The 16,968-nt window shown below is 65.4% G+C and carries 19 protein-coding genes; 15 read left to right on the top strand and 4 right to left on the bottom strand.

Features of this window, described 5'->3' with window-relative positions; translation table 11 throughout:
- Positions 1–72: 72 nt before the first annotated feature.
- Together cobA and HBA99_RS15860 are read left to right on the top strand one after the other, a co-directional pair.
- Positions 73–1,272 (top strand): uroporphyrinogen-III C-methyltransferase, encoded by a 1,200-nt coding sequence (gene cobA / locus HBA99_RS15865; protein WP_030093956.1) that lies wholly within the window; start codon positions 73–75, stop codon positions 1,270–1,272.
- A gap of 37 nt (positions 1,273–1,309) precedes the next feature.
- Positions 1,310–2,827 carry an MFS transporter gene (locus HBA99_RS15860; RefSeq protein ID WP_030093955.1) on the top strand — a complete coding sequence of 506 codons (1,518 nt, stop codon included), beginning with the start codon at positions 1,310–1,312 and terminating at the stop codon, positions 2,825–2,827.
- On the opposite strand, the gene HBA99_RS15855 is transcribed toward HBA99_RS15860, so the two are convergent.
- A complete protein-coding gene (locus tag HBA99_RS15855) occupies positions 2,824–3,183 on the bottom strand; it encodes a hypothetical protein (RefSeq protein WP_057968901.1) in 360 nt (119 codons plus the stop codon). The genes HBA99_RS15860 and HBA99_RS15855 overlap by 4 nt on opposite strands.
- Positions 3,184–3,300: 117 nt before the next feature.
- Here HBA99_RS15855 and HBA99_RS15850 point away from each other — a divergent pair, with 117 nt between their 5' ends.
- Together HBA99_RS15850 and HBA99_RS15845 are read left to right on the top strand one after the other, a co-directional pair.
- Positions 3,301–5,043 carry a proline--tRNA ligase gene (locus HBA99_RS15850; protein WP_057968900.1) on the top strand — a complete coding sequence of 581 codons (1,743 nt, stop codon included), beginning with the start codon at positions 3,301–3,303 and terminating at the stop codon, positions 5,041–5,043.
- Positions 5,044–5,054: 11 nt separating this feature from the next.
- Positions 5,055–5,543 (top strand): SRPBCC family protein, encoded by a 489-nt coding sequence (locus tag HBA99_RS15845; protein WP_057968905.1) that lies wholly within the window; start codon positions 5,055–5,057, stop codon positions 5,541–5,543.
- Here the strand turns inward: HBA99_RS15845 and HBA99_RS15840 are convergent.
- On the bottom strand, positions 5,540–6,010 hold the full coding sequence (locus HBA99_RS15840; RefSeq protein WP_030093951.1) for a ferritin-like domain-containing protein: 471 nt from the start codon (positions 6,008–6,010) through the stop codon (positions 5,540–5,542). The genes HBA99_RS15845 and HBA99_RS15840 overlap by 4 nt on opposite strands.
- Complete coding sequence (locus HBA99_RS15835) at positions 6,007–6,474, bottom strand: hypothetical protein (protein ID WP_057968899.1); 468 nt, start codon at positions 6,472–6,474, stop codon at positions 6,007–6,009. Before HBA99_RS15835 ends, HBA99_RS15840 begins: the two co-directional genes overlap by 4 nt.
- Positions 6,475–6,614: 140 nt before the next feature.
- Between HBA99_RS15835 and rimP the strand changes: the two genes are divergently transcribed.
- The 10 genes from rimP (at position 6,615) to HBA99_RS15785 (ending at position 16,270) form a co-directional block, all read left to right on the top strand.
- Positions 6,615–7,142: a ribosome maturation factor RimP gene (gene rimP, locus HBA99_RS15830; protein ID WP_030093949.1), complete on the top strand. Its 528-nt coding sequence runs from the start codon at positions 6,615–6,617 to the stop codon at positions 7,140–7,142.
- Positions 7,139–8,134 (top strand): transcription termination factor NusA, encoded by a 996-nt coding sequence (nusA, locus tag HBA99_RS15825; protein ID WP_030093948.1) that lies wholly within the window; start codon positions 7,139–7,141, stop codon positions 8,132–8,134. Before rimP ends, nusA begins: the two co-directional genes overlap by 4 nt.
- Before the next feature lie 79 nt (positions 8,135–8,213).
- Complete coding sequence (locus HBA99_RS15820; RefSeq protein WP_030093947.1) at positions 8,214–8,627, top strand: RrF2 family transcriptional regulator; 414 nt, start codon at positions 8,214–8,216, stop codon at positions 8,625–8,627.
- Between the two features lie 4 nt (positions 8,628–8,631).
- Entirely contained in the window at positions 8,632–9,822 is a 1,191-nt protein-coding gene (locus tag HBA99_RS15815; RefSeq protein WP_070952668.1) for a globin domain-containing protein, read from the top strand.
- On the top strand, positions 9,819–10,253 hold the full coding sequence (locus HBA99_RS15810) for a hypothetical protein (RefSeq protein WP_070952669.1): 435 nt from the start codon (positions 9,819–9,821) through the stop codon (positions 10,251–10,253). Before HBA99_RS15815 ends, HBA99_RS15810 begins: the two co-directional genes overlap by 4 nt.
- 104 nt (positions 10,254–10,357) lie before the next feature.
- Positions 10,358–10,537: a hypothetical protein gene (locus HBA99_RS25130; protein ID WP_420901995.1), complete on the top strand. Its 180-nt coding sequence runs from the start codon at positions 10,358–10,360 to the stop codon at positions 10,535–10,537.
- A 195-nt stretch (positions 10,538–10,732) separates the two neighbouring features.
- The gene (infB, locus tag HBA99_RS15800; RefSeq protein WP_030093944.1) at positions 10,733–13,489 is read left to right on the top strand and encodes a translation initiation factor IF-2; all 2,757 of its coding nucleotides are present in this window, start codon (positions 10,733–10,735) and stop codon (positions 13,487–13,489) included.
- Between the two features lies 1 nt (position 13,490).
- The gene (gene rbfA / locus HBA99_RS15795) at positions 13,491–13,967 is read left to right on the top strand and encodes a 30S ribosome-binding factor RbfA (RefSeq protein WP_030093943.1); all 477 of its coding nucleotides are present in this window, start codon (positions 13,491–13,493) and stop codon (positions 13,965–13,967) included.
- Complete coding sequence (locus HBA99_RS15790; protein ID WP_070917391.1) at positions 13,948–14,943, top strand: DHH family phosphoesterase; 996 nt, start codon at positions 13,948–13,950, stop codon at positions 14,941–14,943. The genes rbfA and HBA99_RS15790 overlap by 20 nt, the downstream gene beginning before the upstream one ends.
- The gene (locus tag HBA99_RS15785; protein ID WP_070952671.1) at positions 14,936–16,270 is read left to right on the top strand and encodes an MATE family efflux transporter; all 1,335 of its coding nucleotides are present in this window, start codon (positions 14,936–14,938) and stop codon (positions 16,268–16,270) included. The genes HBA99_RS15790 and HBA99_RS15785 overlap by 8 nt, the downstream gene beginning before the upstream one ends.
- On the opposite strand, the gene HBA99_RS15780 is transcribed toward HBA99_RS15785, so the two are convergent.
- Complete coding sequence (locus HBA99_RS15780; protein ID WP_057966153.1) at positions 16,271–16,624, bottom strand: hypothetical protein; 354 nt, start codon at positions 16,622–16,624, stop codon at positions 16,271–16,273.
- 121 nt (positions 16,625–16,745) lie between these two features.
- Here HBA99_RS15780 and HBA99_RS15775 point away from each other — a divergent pair, with 121 nt between their 5' ends.
- Entirely contained in the window at positions 16,746–16,967 is a 222-nt protein-coding gene (locus tag HBA99_RS15775) for a membrane protein (RefSeq protein ID WP_030093939.1), read from the top strand.
- The last annotated feature ends 1 nt before the right edge of the window (position 16,968 follow it).

The following is a 16,968-nucleotide window of genomic DNA, read 5'->3' as shown; positions in this document are numbered from 1 at the left end:
TTCGGTTGCACTGGCACCGATTAGAGCACGGCTAACCCAGCCGCGTGATTCACGTCCACGTAAACTCGCGCGGTGACTCATGACGCCTACCTCGTCGGCCTCCGCCTCACCGGACGCAAGGTCGTGGTCGTCGGCGCCGGATCCGTCGCGCAGCGGCGTCTCGGGCTGCTGATCGCCAGCGGTGCCGATGTCCACGTGATCGCGCCCAGCGCCACACCGGCCGTTGAAGGCATGGCCTCGATCACCCTCAGTCTGCGGCCGTACCAGGACGGCGACCTCGAAGACGCGTGGTACGCCATCGCCTGCACCGATGACCCAGCCGTCAACGCCGCGGTGGTGTCGGAAGCCGAGCGACGTCACATCTTCTGCGTCCGGGCCGATTCCGCCCGGGAGGGCACCGCGGTCACCCCCGCGTCCTTCAATCACGACGGCATCGCCGTCGGTGTCCTGACCGGTGGACAGCACAAGCGCTCGGCGGCGCTGCGATCGGCCATCCACGAGGCGCTGCAGCGTGGACTCATCACCGAGACCGCGGAGGTGAAGCCCGAAGGCGTCGCGCTTGTCGGCGGGGGACCGGGTGATCCTGATCTCATTACCGTTCGCGGACGCAGGCTCCTCGCGCAGGCCGATGTGGTCGTCGCCGACCGGCTCGCGCCCGCCGAGCTTCTGGCCGATCTGGGCCCACATGTCGAGGTCATCGATGCCGCCAAGATCCCGTATGGCCGCGCGATGGCCCAGCAGGAGATCAACCGGGTGCTCATCGAACGGGCGCAGGAAGGCAAGTTCGTCGTCCGTCTCAAGGGCGGTGACCCCTTCGTCTTCGCCCGTGGCTACGAGGAAGTCCTGGCCTGCGCCGAAGCAGGTGTGCAGGTGACCGTCGTACCAGGTGTGACCAGCGCGATCTCCGTTCCTGCGGCGGCCGGGGTGCCGGTCACGCATCGTGCGGTCAACCATGAGTTCGTGGTCGTCAGCGGACACGTCGCACCCGGGCATCCGGAATCGTTAGTGAATTGGGACGCGCTTGCCGCCTTGAAGGGGACCATCGTCTTGCTGATGGCCGTCGAGCGCATCGAGCAGTTTGCGAAGGTCCTCATCGAGGGTGGCCGACCTGCGGATACTCCAGTGCTGGTGGTGCAACACGGCACCACCGACGAGCAACGCGTGCTGCGCGCCGACCTTGCTACTGCGCCCGAGCGCATTCGCTCGCAGGGCATCAGGCCGCCCGCGATCATCGTGATCGGCCCCGTTGCTGCTTATGGCGCCTCTTCGTGACCTAAGGGCACGTTAAGAGGACGGTAAGGTGTCCTGCATGCCTGCCCTCAGCGTCGAGCAGCTCACTCAAAAGGCGCGAGAACTCCTGCCGTCCCGGCACTATCTATATGCCGTCATCGCGATCGCCGGTATGCAGTTTCTGGCCACCATGGACGGCACCATAGCGGTGGTCACGCTGCCCAAGATCCAGGCCGAGCTGCACCTCAACGATGCCACCCGCAGCTGGGTCATCACCGCGTACATGCTGTCCTTCGGTGGACTGATGTTGCTCGGTGGACGCCTCGGTGACACCTTCGGCCGTAAGCGCGTCTTCATCGGCGGCATCGCGTTGTTCACCCTTGCCTCCATCGGGGTGGGCCTTGCGCAAGAGGACATCGGTCTGGCTGTTTTCCGTCTCATCCAGGGAGTCGGCGCGGCTGTCGCCTCGCCGACAGCGCTGGCGTTGGTGGCCACCACCTTCCCCAAGGGGCCGCTGCGTACCGCAGCCGTCGCGGTATTCGGTGCCATGACCGGGGTGGGCTCCATCGCCGGACTGATTGTCGGCGGTGCCCTGGCCGAGGTGTCCTGGCGTCTGGCCTTCCTTATCAATGTGCCCGCCGGTGCGCTGATGATCTACCTGGCCGTGCGGTCATTGACCGAGACCGAACGCGAACCGATGAAGCTGGACGTCACGGGATCGGTGTTGGCGACCGTCGGCTGTACCGCTGCGGTGTTCGGCTTCACCCAGGGGCCCGACCGCGGATGGGACTCGCCCTACACGATCGTGTCGCTGGTCGTCGCCGCCGTGCTCCTGATCGCCTTCCTGCTCGTGGAACGCACCGCGGAAAACCCGGTGCTGCCGCTCAGCCTGTTCAAGGATCGCAACAGGGTCGCCACCTTCGCGGCGATCTTCCTGGCCGGCGGCGTGCTGTTCACGCTGACCATCACCATCGGCCTGTACATGCAGGATCTGATGAAATACAGCCCGCTGCGAACCGGAATCTCTGCCATTCCATTCGTTGTCGGCATGGGAATCGGCTTGGCTCTGTCGTCCCAACTTGTCACGCGAATGGCGCCCCGGGTGCTGATCCTGTGCGGTGGAGTCGTGGTGTTCGCCGCGATGCTCTACGGCTCAACGATCGACCGGACCATCGCCTACTTCCCGAACTTCTCCATGGCCATCTTCGTTGGCGGACTCGGCATCGGCACCATCGTGGTGCCGGTGATCCTTTCGGCCATCACCGGGGTGGATGCCGACCGCATCGGGCCGCTATCGGCGATCTCCCTCATGCTGCAAAACCTCGGCGGCCCAATCGTTCTGGTGATCATTCAGGCCATCATCACCTCGCGCACGCTGTACCTGGGCGGCGCCAAGGGGCCGGTGCAGAACATGAACCAGGCGCAGCTGCACGCCCTCGATCACGGTTACACCTACGGGCTGCTGTGGATCGCCGGAACCGCTGTGCTGGTCGGGGTGGCGGCGCTGTTCATCAGCTACACCGCCGCCGACGTCGCGCACGCACAGAAGGCGCAGACCGCGCACGACCAGGGTCTGGACGAAGAAGAGCTGGCTTAGCAGTCTTGCGGGGTGTAGTCCCCGGCGCGGAACAGCAGTCCGTTGGTGATGGGGATGCCGTCATTGACGGTGATGTGACACGACATGCGGAAGACGCTCGGAGGTCCGGCCGCGGTCACCCGAAGAACCGGGGGTGCCCCGTTGAGCTGGACTGTGCGTTCCCAGTAGTACCCGGCGAACGTGTGCCCCGACTCTTCCCGGAGCTGATTGCCGTCTTGATAGGAGACGGTGAAATCGGCATTGCCGATTCCGATCGCCGACAACGAGTACTTGACCGTGGCCGGGGCGGCATCGGCCGGTGCCGCGACTCCCAAACCGAACACCGCCACCGCCGGAATGATCGCCCACGCACGCATGCGCTCGATGCTAGCCGGAGGCCGCAACGGCGCGCCGATATGCTGTGCAACCGTAACTGACGGTCTTCGCCCGAGAGGCTCAACGAAAAACATGGTCTTCGCCCGAGAGGCTCATCAATGATCACCCGGCTCTCCGAGCTATTCGTACGCACCCTGCGCGACGACCCGGCGGACGCCGAGGTTCCCAGCCACAAGCTGCTCATCCGCGCGGGCTATGTGCGCCCTATTGCCCCGGGTGTCTATAGCTGGCTGCCGCTCGGTCTTCGGGTCCTTCGCAAGATCGAGAACATCGTCCGTGAAGAGATGAATGCCATTGGTGGTCAGGAGATCCTGCTGCCCGCTTTGCTTCCGCGCGCACCGTACGAGACCACCAACCGGTGGACCGAGTACGGCGACTCGCTGTTCCGGCTCAAGGACCGCCGCGATAACGACATGATGCTCGGCCCTACCCACGAGGAGTTGTTCGCGCTCACCGTGAAGGGGGAGTACAGCTCCTACAAGGATTTTCCGGTCATCCTCTACCAGGTTCAGACCAAGTATCGCGACGAGGCGCGTCCCCGCGCGGGCATTCTGCGCGGTCGCGAATTCGTCATGAAGGACTCGTACTCCTTTGATACCTCCGACGACGGCCTCAAGACGGCCTATCACGCACACCGCGAGGCCTACCAACGGATCTTCGGCAGGCTGGGCCTGGACTACGTGATTGTCGCGGCCACCTCGGGAGCGATGGGTGGTAGCGCGTCCGAGGAGTTTCTGGCTGAAAGCCCCACCGGGGAAGACACTTTCGTGCGGTGCGTGGAATCCGGTTATGCCGCCAACGTAGAGGCCGTCATCACTCCGGCACCGCCTGCGCGGTCTGTGGACGGACTCCCTGCGGCCGTCGTGCACGAGACGGGCGATACCCCGACCATCGCGACGCTGGTGGACTGGGCGAATTCGGCTGATCTCGGCGCGACCGTCACGGCGGCCGACACCCTCAAGAACATTCTGCTGAAGGTGCGCCAGCCCGGCGGCGAGTGGGAGCTGCTGGCTGTCGGAGTGCCCGGGGACCGCGAGGTCGACGACAAGCGACTCGGTGCCGCGCTGGAGCCTGCCGAATACGAGCTGCTCGGTGATGCGGACTTCGCCAAACACCCGTTCCTGGTGCGCGGCTACATCGGGCCGAAGGGGTTGATCGCCAACGGTGTTCGCTACCTCGTCGATCCACGGGTCGTGGAGGGCACCAGCTGGATCACCGGCGCCGACGAACCCGGAAAACATGTGGTCAACCTCGTCGCGGGGCGTGACTTCACCCCCGACGGCACCATCGAGGCCGCCGAGGTTCGCGATGGCGATCCGTCACCCGATGGCGCAGGTCAGCTGGTGTCGGCACGCGGAATCGAAATCGGCCACATCTTCCAGTTGGGCCGCAAGTACACCGACGCGTTCACCGTGGATGTGCTCGGGGAGAACGGCAAGCCCGTGCGGCTCACCCAGGGTTCCTACGGCATCGGTGTCTCGCGGCTGGTGGCCGTCGTCGCCGAGCAGCAGCACGACGAGCTTGGACTGCGGTGGCCGGCCGCGGTATCGCCATTCGACGTGCACGTGGTTATCGCGAACAAGGACGAGGCCGCGCGAGCCGGTGCCGAAGCGCTGGCCGCCGATCTCGACCGGCTGGGTCACGAGGTGCTGCTCGACGATCGGACGGCCTCGCCGGGCGTGAAATTCAAGGACGCCGAGCTGCTCGGTGTGCCCTGGATTGTGGTGATCGGCCGTGGCTGGGCCGACGGCACCATCGAGCTGCGCAACCGATTCACGGGAGAGGCGCAGTCCATTGCGGTGGCCGATGCAGTGACGTCCGTCACGGCGGCGATTCAGTAGGCGATATTGTAATAGTCATGCCGTCCTTCAAGCTCGCCCCGCTGGTTGAAAGTGATTTCGACACAAGCGATTTCGTGTACACGTTCTCCACGCCCCTGCCCAAGGATGCGGCAACGGTGTGGGCCGAACTCAATGGCGAAAGCCCGCTGCATTGGTGCAAGGCGATCAACAAGATCAGCTGGACTTCACCGGAGCCGCGTGGCGTGGGTTCCACCCGCACCGCCAAGCTCGCGCTTCCCGGTGCGGCAGTGCACGAGCGGTTCATTGTGTGGGAGGAGAGCCCCGAGCGATATCGCAACGCGTTCACGGTCGAGACGGCGACCTTTCCGGGCACCAAGCGTTTCGGCGAGCTTTATGAGGTGGTGGGCACCGCGACGGGATCGTTGTTTACCTGGAGCTTCTTCATCGAGCCCTCGCTCGGGTTCACCCGCTACCTCAAGCCGGTGATCCGTCGTGGGTTGTCCGGACTGATCAGCGACACCCAGAAGCACTTCGCTTAGTTTTCGTTCCCTCCCGGGAACGCCACACTGGCAGGCGTGATGTCGGAAGCCACTCGCCACCGCGCCGCGCGAATCGCGCTCTCGGTGAGCATTCGCACCGCGAATCCACGATCGTCACTGTTGTCGGCCTGCTCGGCGACGGCCCGCCAGCGCGCCGCGGTGTCCGCCTCGAGCTGCAGCGCCAGCTTCGTGGCATCGGCGGGGTTTGTCACCGGGAACGGCACCTTGTAACCGGCGGCAGCTACCGGTGCGGCCACCGAACGGGCGCGCAATTTGGCGATGCACTCCTCACGGCACTGTCGATGCTCGATCAGGCACTCGGTGACCAGCCAATTGTTGTCGGGCACCGAGTGCGCGGACACCAGTCCGTACGCGTAGATGGCCGCGTGCTCATTGGCCAGGGCGTCGGCCAGCGCAGTGTCGTCGGAGGAGGAGGCCGGCTGCGGGGTGGGCTCGGTCGTGGTCATGGCAGATCAACCTCGGCTGCCGAGGCGCATGCCGCGCTGATCGAGGCCAGCAGGCCGGCGCGGTATCCGCTGTGTTTGGTGGCCAGGTCCATCGCCGATCGCGATGAGTCCTTGAGTTGGGTCTTGACCTGATCGACCTGCGGAGGTGATACCGGTGCGGTAGTGGTGCTGGAAGTCGGTGCGTTCGTGGTCGCCCCTGGGACGCGCGCGAGCTCCTTGGTCAGCGCGACGCCGTGCGCGCGGCGGATCGTCGCCACAGCCATCAATGCGGCGGCCGCATCTGGATTGGCGGTGGCCGCCGCGGACGCCGATGCCGCATCACGCTGCGCAAGGTCGATCTGGGTGAGCAGGTCGTCCACCTCGGGTTTGGTGTCGGGTGCCTGCTGGCACGCGGCGGCCACGACGGCGACGCCGAGTGCGGCCCCGCCGATCAACAGGTCGCGGCGCGACAGGCTTCTGGGCATTCGCCCATCCTGCCAGTGCGCGCGGTTGGCGCATGACAGCCCTCGCCGGGCGTAAGGTGGAGTGCTGGTCAGGACGAGAGTCCGACTAGTGTGTGCAAGCTGAACCGCCCGACAACTCAAGATGAGGAGCCACAATCGCCATGGGGCTGCCATCCGATGACCAGGTGATCGAGCTGCTGGGTCCCGAGTTCTCCCGGTCAGGGGTCGAGATCGAGAGCGTCGTCGTCAACGAAGCCACGGTTCCCGCCCGCATCACGGTGGTGGTCGACTCGGATTCTCCCGTGGACTTGGACGCGGTCGCCGCACTGAGCCGGACCGCATCGGGATTGTTGGACGAGGCGGACACCGGCTGGGAGGCGTACGACCTGGAGATCACTACGCCCGGCGTCGACCGGCCGCTGACCACTCCCACGCATTTTCGACGCGCACATGGTCGGCTGGCGCAGATTCGCCTCACCGATGGCGAAGACTTACTCGGCCGCATCGGCATCGCGAACGATGACGGGATACAGGTGGTGCTGCGTAAGCCCGTCAAGGGCACCGGCTGGACCGTGCGTGATCTTGCGTTCTCCGACATCGAGAGCGCGGTTGTGCAGGTGGAGTTCACAACACCCAACCCGCAGGAACTCAATCTGGCTGGGGCAGCCGAAACTGGAGGTGGCGCATGAATATCGATCCCGCGGCGGTAAACCTGATGGCTGCCGATAAGGGCATCACGGTTGACGAGGCGATTGACATCATCAAGTCGGCGCTCCTGACGGCCTACCGGCATACCGACGGCCACGAACCCAATGCGCGTATCGAACTCGATCGCAAGACGGGTGTGGTCCGCGTGCTGGCTCGCGAGACCGACGAGGACGGCAATCTCATCACCGAATGGGATGCCACGCCAGAAGGATTCGGCCGCATCGCGGCCACCACCGCGCGGCAGGTGTTCCAGCAGGGTGTGCGCGATGCGGAGAATGAGCACAAGTTCGGCGAGTTCTCCACGCGTGAGGGCGAGATTGTCGGCGGTGTGATCCAGCGCGACGCCCGGGCCAACGCGCGTGGTCTTGTCGTGGTTCGCATGGGCAGTGAGACCAAGGGCTCCGAAGGTGTGATCCCGGCGGCCGAACAAGTGCCGGGCGAGGAGTACCGCCACGGAGATCGGTTGCGCTGCTACGTCGTCGGGGTGTCTCGCGGTGCGCGTGAGCCGTTGATCACCTTGTCCAGGACGCACCCGAATCTGGTACGTAAGCTGTTCTCGCTCGAGGTCCCGGAGATCAGCGACGGTTCCGTGGAGATCGTCGCGGTGGCCCGCGAGGCGGGGCACCGGTCCAAGATCGCGGTGGCTTCGAAGGTATCCGGGCTCAACGCCAAGGGGGCCTGCATCGGCCCCATGGGCCAGCGCGTGCGCAATGTGATGAGCGAGCTTGCCGGCGAGAAGATCGACATCATCGATTACGACCCGGATCCCGCGCGGTTCGTCGCGAATGCACTCTCGCCCGCCAAGGTGGTGTCGGTCTCGGTCATCGATGAGGCGGGTAAGGCTGCGCGCGTCATCGTCCCCGACTTCCAGCTTTCTCTGGCCATCGGTAAAGAAGGGCAGAACGCAAGGCTCGCTGCGCGTCTGACCGGGTGGCGTATCGACATCAGAAGCGACGCAGACGCCGAAAACTAGCGCCCGTAGTACTCAGTAGCCCGTAGGTACTGACCAAAGTCCCTATCGGCACATAACTTGCATCTCATATACAAGTTATGTGCAACTAACGCGGTTCACCGACCTGGGTCTGCGCATCGTGATGCGGCTGGCCAATGCAGGGCCGGGCGTTCAATTGCGCACCGATGATCTTGCCGCCCAACTCTGTGTGTCCTATACGCACGCCACGAAAGTTGTTGCCCGACTTTCGGAAATGGGTGCGATCGAGTCCACGCGTGGCCGCCATGGGGGAGTCTGCATCACGCAGGGCGGGCTCGACCGTCGAGTCGGATCATTGGCCCGGAAGTTGGAGCGCGAGGGCGAGGTCATCGACTGCGAGGGAGGGGTGCCCTGCCCCCTTCGGCACAACTGTCGCCTGCGCGACGCGCTTCGCTCGGCGCAAGAGGCATTCTTCGCCGAGCTCGATCAGTGGACTGTGGCCGAAATCGCCCGTCCAACAATGGAAAGGAAGTAGTCACGTGCTATCAGCAGAGTCGCTGGCAGTCATCCGTCAAACTCTCCCCGCGGTTGCCGGGGCCATTGACGAGATCGCACCGTTGTTCTACTCCAAGATGTTCGCGGCGCACCCCGAACTGCTTCGTGATCTGTTCAACCGCGGCAACCAGGCGGCGGGGGAGCAGCCGAAGGCGCTGGCCGCGTCGATCGCGTCGTTCGCCGGCATGGTGTTGGAAGGCAATGGTGCCCAATATGATTCGGTGCTAGACAGGATCGCGCACAAGCATGCCTCGCTGGGAATTGTCGCCGAGCAGTATCCGATCGTCTACGAGCACCTGTTCGCCGCGATAGCCGAAGTGTTGGGGGACGCGGTGACCGCAGAGGTCGCGGCGGCCTGGAGCGAGTTCTACTGGCTCATGGCCAATGAGTTGATCGCGCGGGAGAAGGCCCTGTACGGCGCTGCCGGGGTCGCGCCGGGCGATGTGTGGCGGCAGGTTGTGGTGGTACGCCGCCAGCTGGAATCGGCGGATGTGGCTGGATTCGAGTTACGCGCGGTATTCGGCGAACTGCCGAGCTTCCTGCCAGGGCAGTACATATCGGTGCAAGTTACCTTGCCGGACGGGGCCAGGCAGATTCGTCAATACAGTTTGTCCCGGGGCGCTCATGAGGGTGGCTGGCGTATTGCCGTCAAGCGAATCAGCGCCGGTGGCACCCCTGCGGGTGAGGTGTCGAACTTCATCTACGACAACATCTTCGAGGGGCAACAGCTGCGGGTCTCGGTGCCCATGGGCGAATTCACCCTGGACGATTCGGCCGATCCGCTGGTCCTGGTATCCGCCGGTATCGGCTGCACGCCCATCATGGGGATGCTGCAGGAGCTCGTGGCCACGCAATCGCCGCGAGAGGTTGTGGTCCTGCACGCCGATCAGTCGGCGGCCGCCCACGCCTACCGGCACGAGTTGGCGGATCTAGTCGGCCGACTGCCCGCCGGCCAGCTGCACACGTGGTACGAACGGGCACATGTGGAGCACCCCGAGCACGGTGTCGGCCGCATGAGCCTGCACCGACTGCCACTTAATCGACTGTCCACGGTGTTCGTCTGCGGCCCGCGGCCGTTCATGTCGGCCATCAACGAAGACCTGGTGTCTTTGGGGATTCCGCAGGAGCAGATCAACCACGAATTGTTTGGGCCCTTGGCGTCGGCCATGGCATGACACGCATCGACGTCGCGGTGGCCACATTGGCCGCATTCTGGTTGGGCTTGGTGGTGGCGATCTCGTTCATCGAGGCGCCACTGAAATTCCGGGCCCCAGGCGTCACCGTTCAGATAGGGCTCGGGATAGGCCGCCTGGTGTTCGGTGCGCTGAACGCGGTGGAGGGTGTGGTGGCCTTGGCCCTGGTGTTACTGATGGTGGCGGGCGACCTCTCCTCGGCCGCGGTCGCCGCGGTCCTCGCGACATGCGGCTGTCTTGCGGTTCAGCTGGTGGTTGTGCGGCCAGCCATGATGAGGCGAACCAACGCGATTCGCGACGGGGGCGAATATGCCGGGCGCAGTCGCCTGCACCTGGCATACGTCGCGGTCGAGTGCATCAAGACGGTGGCGTTAATCGGTGTCGTGATGCTCATCGTGGCAGGGGTTCGGTGACCGGAATACACCCGTGTCATTCGAGGCTGTGGCCCGATTCATAAATAAGCTGTCGCGGACGGTAGACTAAGCCGTGATCCAGCGCGAGACTTCGGCGTTCGCACATGCCCCGACCGGTGAACCGGTACGGACATGCATCGGATGCCGGGGGCGAGAGTTGGCTGCAGATCTGCTTCGTGTGGTTGCTGCGGATGATCGGCATGTTGTTGTCGATACCCGCCGCAGACTGCCCGGCCGAGGTGCGTGGTTGCACAGGTCGGCGCAGTGTTACCACCTGGCGGTGAAGCGGCGGGCTTTCGCTCGAGCGCTCCGGATCGGCGGAACCCCGGATACCTCCGTGGTCTTCGAACATGTTGAGCAATACCAAGAGATTGGCAACGACAAACAATGAGCACACCGTGAAGCGTCGATGATGATCGTCCATCACAGCTAACACGAGGCACGGCGCCTGAAGCCGCTGCCTCGCAGACAGGAGAGCAGTGGCAGGCAAGGCCCGGGTACACGAGTTAGCTAAAGAGCTCGGTGTGACCAGTAAAGAAGTTCTCGCCCGACTGAGTGATCAGGGCGAATTTGTGAAGTCCGCGTCCTCGACGGTGGAGGCCCCCGTCGCGCGGCGTCTTCGCGAGGCATTCGGCGGTGGCGATAAGCCCGCCGCGTCCAATGGCGCACCCGCTGAGGCGGCGGCTCCACCCAAGAAGGCCGGTCCTAAGCCGGGAGCTCCCAAGCCAGCGCCGAAGAAGGTTGCTGAGCCAGTTGTCGAGGCCCCCCCTGCGCCGCAGCCTGCGGCCGCACCGGTGCCCGCACCCACACCCGCTGCGCCCGCGGCTCCCAAGCCGAACGCTGCGCCGGCGCCCGCTGCGGAAGCAGCCGCACCCGCGCCTGCCGCGCCGGCACCCCGTCCGGGCGCCACGCCCGGCCCCAAGCCCGGTGCTCCCCGAGTACCGCGCGTGGGTAACAACCCGTTCTCGTCGGCACAGCCGGTCGAACGTCCCGCCGTGCCGCGGCCGCAAGCGCCGCGTCCCGGAGCTCCTCGCCCCGGGGGAGCTTCCCCGAGCAATATGCCTCCGCGACCGTCGCCCGGATCCATGGGCCCGCGTCCGCCGCGTCCCGGCGGTGGCCCGCGTCCCGGTGGCGGACGTCCCGGTGGTCCCGGTGGCGGACGTCCGGGCGGTCCCGGTGGTGGCGGCGGCGGTAACTACCGCGGCGGCGGTGCCGGTGGTGGCGCTCCCGCTGGTGGTCCCCCCGGCGCTGGTGCCGGCGGTTTCCGCGGTCGCCCCGGTGGCGGCGGCGGAGGTGGCCGTCCCGGTCAGCGCGGTGGCGCGGCCGGTGCCTTCGGCCGTCCCGGCGGTGCCCCGAAGCGCGGTCGCAAGTCGAAGCGGGCAAAACGCGCCGAGTACGAGAACATGCAGGCGCCGGTCGTCGGTGGCGTGCGGTTGCCGCATGGCAACGGTGAGGTCATCCGGCTCGCTCGCGGTGCTTCGCTGAGCGACTTCGCGGAGAAGATCGATGCCAACCCGGCCTCGCTGGTGCAGGCGCTGTTCAACCTCGGCGAGATGGTGACCGCCACCCAGTCTGTGGGTGACGAGACCCTCGAGCTGCTGGGCAGCGAGATGAACTACAACGTTCAGGTCGTCAGCCCCGAGGACGAAGACCGCGAACTGCTGCAGTCCTTCGACCTCACTTACGGCGAGGACGAGGGCGGCGAAGACGATCTGGAGGTCCGCCCGCCGGTCGTCACCGTCATGGGTCACGTCGACCACGGCAAGACCCGCCTGCTCGACACCATCCGGCAGGCCAACGTCCGTGAGGGCGAGGCCGGTGGCATCACCCAGCACATCGGTGCCTACCAGGTCCTCACGCAGCTGGACGGCAACGAGCGACTGGTCACCTTCATCGACACCCCGGGTCACGAGGCGTTCACCGCCATGCGTGCGCGTGGTGCCAAGGCCACCGATATCGCGATCCTGGTGGTCGCCGCCGATGACGGCGTCATGCCGCAGACGGTGGAAGCCATCAACCACGCCCAGGCGGCCGACGTGCCGATCGTGGTCGCGGTCAACAAGATCGACAAGGAAGGCGCCGACCCGGCCAAGATCCGGGCGCAGCTCACCGAGTACAACCTGGTGGCCGAGGACTTCGGTGGCGACACCATGTTCGTCGACATCTCCGCCAAGCAGGGCACCAACATCGATGCGCTGCTGGAGGCGGTCCTGCTGACCGCCGACGCAGCGCTGGACCTGCGGGCCAACCCCGATATGGAGGCCCAGGGTGTGGCTATCGAGGCGCACCTGGACCGCGGTCGCGGTCCGGTGGCCACGGTGCTCATCCAGCGCGGCACCCTGCGGGTCGGCGACTCGATCGTCGCCGGAGACGCATACGGCCGTGTGCGCCGCATGGTGGACGAGCATGGCGAAGACGTCGAAGAGGCACTGCCATCACGTCCGGTTCAGGTCATCGGTTTCACCTCGGTGCCCGGGGCCGGCGACAACCTGCTTGTCGTCGACGAAGACCGCATCGCCCGGCAGATCGCCGACCGTCGCAGTGCGCGCAAGCGCAACGCGCTGGCTGCTCGTAGCCGCAAGCGGATCAGCCTGGACGACCTGGATGCCGCGCTGAAGGAAACCAGCCAGCTGAACCTGATCCTGAAGGGCGACAACGCAGGTACGGTCGAAGCCCTGGAAGAGGCGCTGCTCGGTATCGCGATCGACGATGAGGTGCAGCTGCGGGTCATCGACCGCGGTGTCGGTGGTGTCACCGAAACCAACGTCAACCTGGCGTCGGCCTCGGATGCCATCATCATCGGCTTCAATGTGCGGGCCGAGGGCAAGGCGACAGAGCTGGCCAACCGCGAGGGTGTCGACATTCGGTACTACTCGGTGATCTACCAGGCCATCGACGAGATCGAGAGCGCGCTCAAGGGCATGCTCAAGCCGGTCTACGAAGAGGTCGAGCTGGGTCGCGCCGAGATTCGTGCGATGTTCCGGTCTTCCAAGGTCGGCAATATCGCCGGTTGCCTGGTCACCTCGGGCATCATCCGCCGCAACGCCAAGGCACGACTGTTGCGCGACAACATCGTGGTCGCCGAGACGGTCACCATCTCATCGCTGCGGCGCGAGAAGGATGACGTCGTCGAGGTCCGCGACGGTTACGAGTGCGGTCTGACGCTGACCTATAACGACATCAAGGAAGGCGACGTCATCGAGGCGTACGAACTCCGCGAGAAGGAACGGGTCTAACGTGGCCGATCCGGCTCGCGCGCGGCGACTGGCCAAGCGGATCGGAGCCATCGTCGCCTCGGCGATCGAGTACGAAATCAAGGACCCGAGGCTGACGATGGTCACGGTTACCGATACCCGGGTGACCAACGATCTTCACGATGCGACCGTGTATTACACCGTGATGGGGCAGACTCTGTCCGACGAGCCGGATCTCGCCGGCGCGGCGGCTGCGCTAGAAAAGGCAAAGGGTGTGCTTCGAACCAAGGTGGGTGCCGGGACCGGAGTGAGGTTCACGCCCACCCTGACCTTCGTGCTCGACACGATGGCCGATTCCGCCCGGCACATGGAGGAACTGCTGGACCGGACGCGCGCGGCCGATGCCGCGCTCGCCGAGGTCCGCCAGGGAGCCGTCCATGCCGGTGACGCCGATCCCTACAAGGCGTCTCCCGACGAGGAATCTGCACCCGACGAGGACGATGAGCGCCGTCCCGATTGAGACGGGTGCCGTGGGGGCACGCGTAGACGTAGAGGGTGCGGTGGAGCTCCTGGCCAAGGCCAGGAGAGTGGTGATCATCTGCCATGTGCATCCCGACGCCGACACCGTGGGCAGCGGGTTGGCTCTTGGCCAGGTGCTGGTGGCCAAGGGCGTCGATGTTCAGGTGAGTTTCGGGGCACCGGCAACGCCTCCGGAGTCGGTGGGAACGCTGCCGGGCGCGGAGCTACTGGTCCCACCGCATGAGCTGCGTCGTGACCCCGATCTGGTGGTCACGGTCGACAGCCCGAGCGTGCGGCGGCTTGGTCAACTCAGCGAGCTGGTCGAGGGTTCCGCACCGGTGTTGGTGATCGATCACCACGTGTCCAATGAGCTCTTCGGTACGGCGAATTACGTTGACATCGAAGCTGATTCGACCACGATGATGGTGGCACGGCTGCTCGACGCGTGGCGCGTGGACATCACCCCCGAGATGGCCCATTGTCTGTACGCCGGTTTGGTCACCGACAGTGGATCGTTCCGTTGGGCCACCGCGCAGGGGCACCGGTTGGCCGCGCGGTTGTTGGACTTGGGCGCCGACGGTGTGAACATCACCCGTACGTTCATGGATTCACATCCGTTTGTGTGGCTGCCGATCTTGTCGCGTGTGCTGGGCACCGCGGAGCTGATTCCCGATGCGGTCGGGGGCGCCGGATTGGTGTATGCCGTTGTCACCCACGATGTCTGGTCTTGCGCGCGCACCGAGGAAGTCGAGTCGATCGTCGATATCGTCCGCACCACCACCGAGGCCGAGGTTGCGGTGGTGTTCAAGGAGATCGAGCCCGACCATTGGTCGATATCGATGCGGGCCCGCTCTGCGGTGGACCTTTCCGCGGTAGCGGGCACCTTCGGCGGCGGTGGACATCGGCTGGCCGCCGGGTTCTCGGCGACTGGCCCGGTCGACGAGGTGGTGGCGGCGCTGGTCCGCGCCCTTGACTGACGCCACCGGCACGGCCGGCCTGTCCGGGCTGGCCCGCCGGATCATCGCTTTGGCGGTGCCCGCGCTGGGAGTGCTGGCGGCCGAACCGCTGTATCTGCTGTTCGATATCGCCATGGTGGGTCGGCTGGGCGCGGTGCCGCTGGCGGGCTTGGCCGTCGGGGGACTGGTGCTTTCGCTTGTCGGGACACAACTGACTTTCCTGTCGTACGGCACCACCGCCCGTGCCGCACGGCGTTTCGGTTCCGGTGATCGTCCTGGGGCGGTTCATGAGGGAGTGCAGGCGACCTGGCTGGCGCTCATCATCGGGGCCGCCGTGGTGCTTGTGGTTAATGTGGTGGCCTCGCCGGTGGTCCGGGTTATCGCTGCATCGCCCGATGTCGCGGCTCAAGGCCTCACGTGGGTGCGTATCGCGATCTTCGCGGCGCCCGCGATCCTGATCTCACTCGCAGGCAATGGGTGGATGCGGGGAGTGCAGAACACAGTCAGGCCCTTGCGGTATGTGATTGTCGGCTTTGCGGTTTCGGCAGTGCTGTGTCCGGTACTGATCTACGGGTTGCTGAGTGTGCCCCGGATGGGTTTGGCGGGGTCCGCCATCGCCAATCTGGTGGGGCAGTGGCTGGCCGCGATCCTCTTCTTACGGGCCCTGCACGCCGAGCAGGTTCGACTTCGGATGGATCCGCCGGTGTTGCGTGCGCAGCTGGTGCTGGCGCGTGATCTGCTGGTGCGCAGTCTGGCGTTTCAGGCCTGCTTCATCAGTGCCGCGGCGGTGGCCGCGCGGTTCGGGGCGGCAGCGCTGGCGGCGCACCAGGTGGTCCTGCAGATGTGGAGTTTTCTTGCGCTGGTTCTTGATTCGCTTGCCATCGCGGCGCAATCCCTTGTCGGCGCCGCGCTGGGAGCCGGCCGGGTGACGCAGGCCAAGTCTGTGGCGCGAAGGGTGACGGTGTTCTCACTGGGCTTCGCGGTGGTGTTGGCGGCGCTTCTGGCGCTCGGTGCGCCGGTGTTGCCGGGGCTGTTCACCTCCGATGTCGCGGTGCTGCATCAGATGCGGGTGCCGTGGTGGTTCCTGGTGTGCCAGTTGCCGATTTCGGGTGTGGTGTTCGCGCTGGACGGAGTGCTGCTGGGTGCCGCCGACGCCCGGTTCATGCGCAACGCCACCATGATCAGCGCATTGTGTGGATTCCTGCCGCTGGTGTGGTTATCGCGGGCGTACGGATGGGGACTGGCCGGAATCTGGTCCGGCCTTACCCTTTTCCTGGTGCTGCGGCTGATGTTGGTTGGTTGGCGCGCGTTGTCCGGACGCTGGGCGGTGCCGGGGTCCGGCTCGTGATCACTGCGCAGGTGGGTACTGCGGATACGGATATCCGGCCGGTGGCGGTGGGTATCCCGACGGCGGGTAGCTCTGGTAGACCGGTGGCTGTGCGGCCAAATGCCGAATCTGCCTGATCTGCCCCATGTTTCCGAAGATCGCGATCCAGTTCATGACCAGGATGGACAGAAAGCTCCACCACCCGGCTGCCAGATTGTGGGTCTGTGCGTCGCGGTAGGCGGCCTCGCACTGCTCAAGTGTGCCGGTGATCGTGTAGGACCGGGTGCTGAACATGATCAGCATCCCGGTGTGTTTGGTGAGCCGCACCTGGAAGTACCTGGGTGCTGCTGTCGGATAGTGCTGCGGGTACGACATGAACTCTCCCCCTGATCGTGTAGCTCACTTGATGATATCGAGGGTTTGCCAGGGCGCGCCTATGTGATCCAGGTCACTTCCGGAGTATTCTGGGAAACGCTGGATGAGGAGGTGTTTCGAAATGAACCTTGATCGATTTGCCGTGTGGACCGGCTACTTCCTCGGGCTGGTGTCGGTCACGATCACCGCGCTGGGGCTGGCGGCGTTGGCCTCCGGGCATCACGGCTGGGGAATGGTCGCGGCCATTGCGCTACTGGTCACCGCAGGGCTCGGATTCGCGGTAGTCGGCGGCACGGTGCACCACGACCACAAAGTCCACAAGGAAACGCCGCACCTGATGTAGG

The sequence above is a fragment of the Mycobacteroides chelonae genome (genome assembly GCF_016767715.1).
Lineage (GTDB): Bacteria > Actinomycetota > Actinomycetes > Mycobacteriales > Mycobacteriaceae > Mycobacterium > Mycobacterium gwanakae.
The sequence above is the reverse complement of the archived record's forward strand: the minus strand, read 5'-3'. Positions and strand labels throughout refer to the sequence as shown.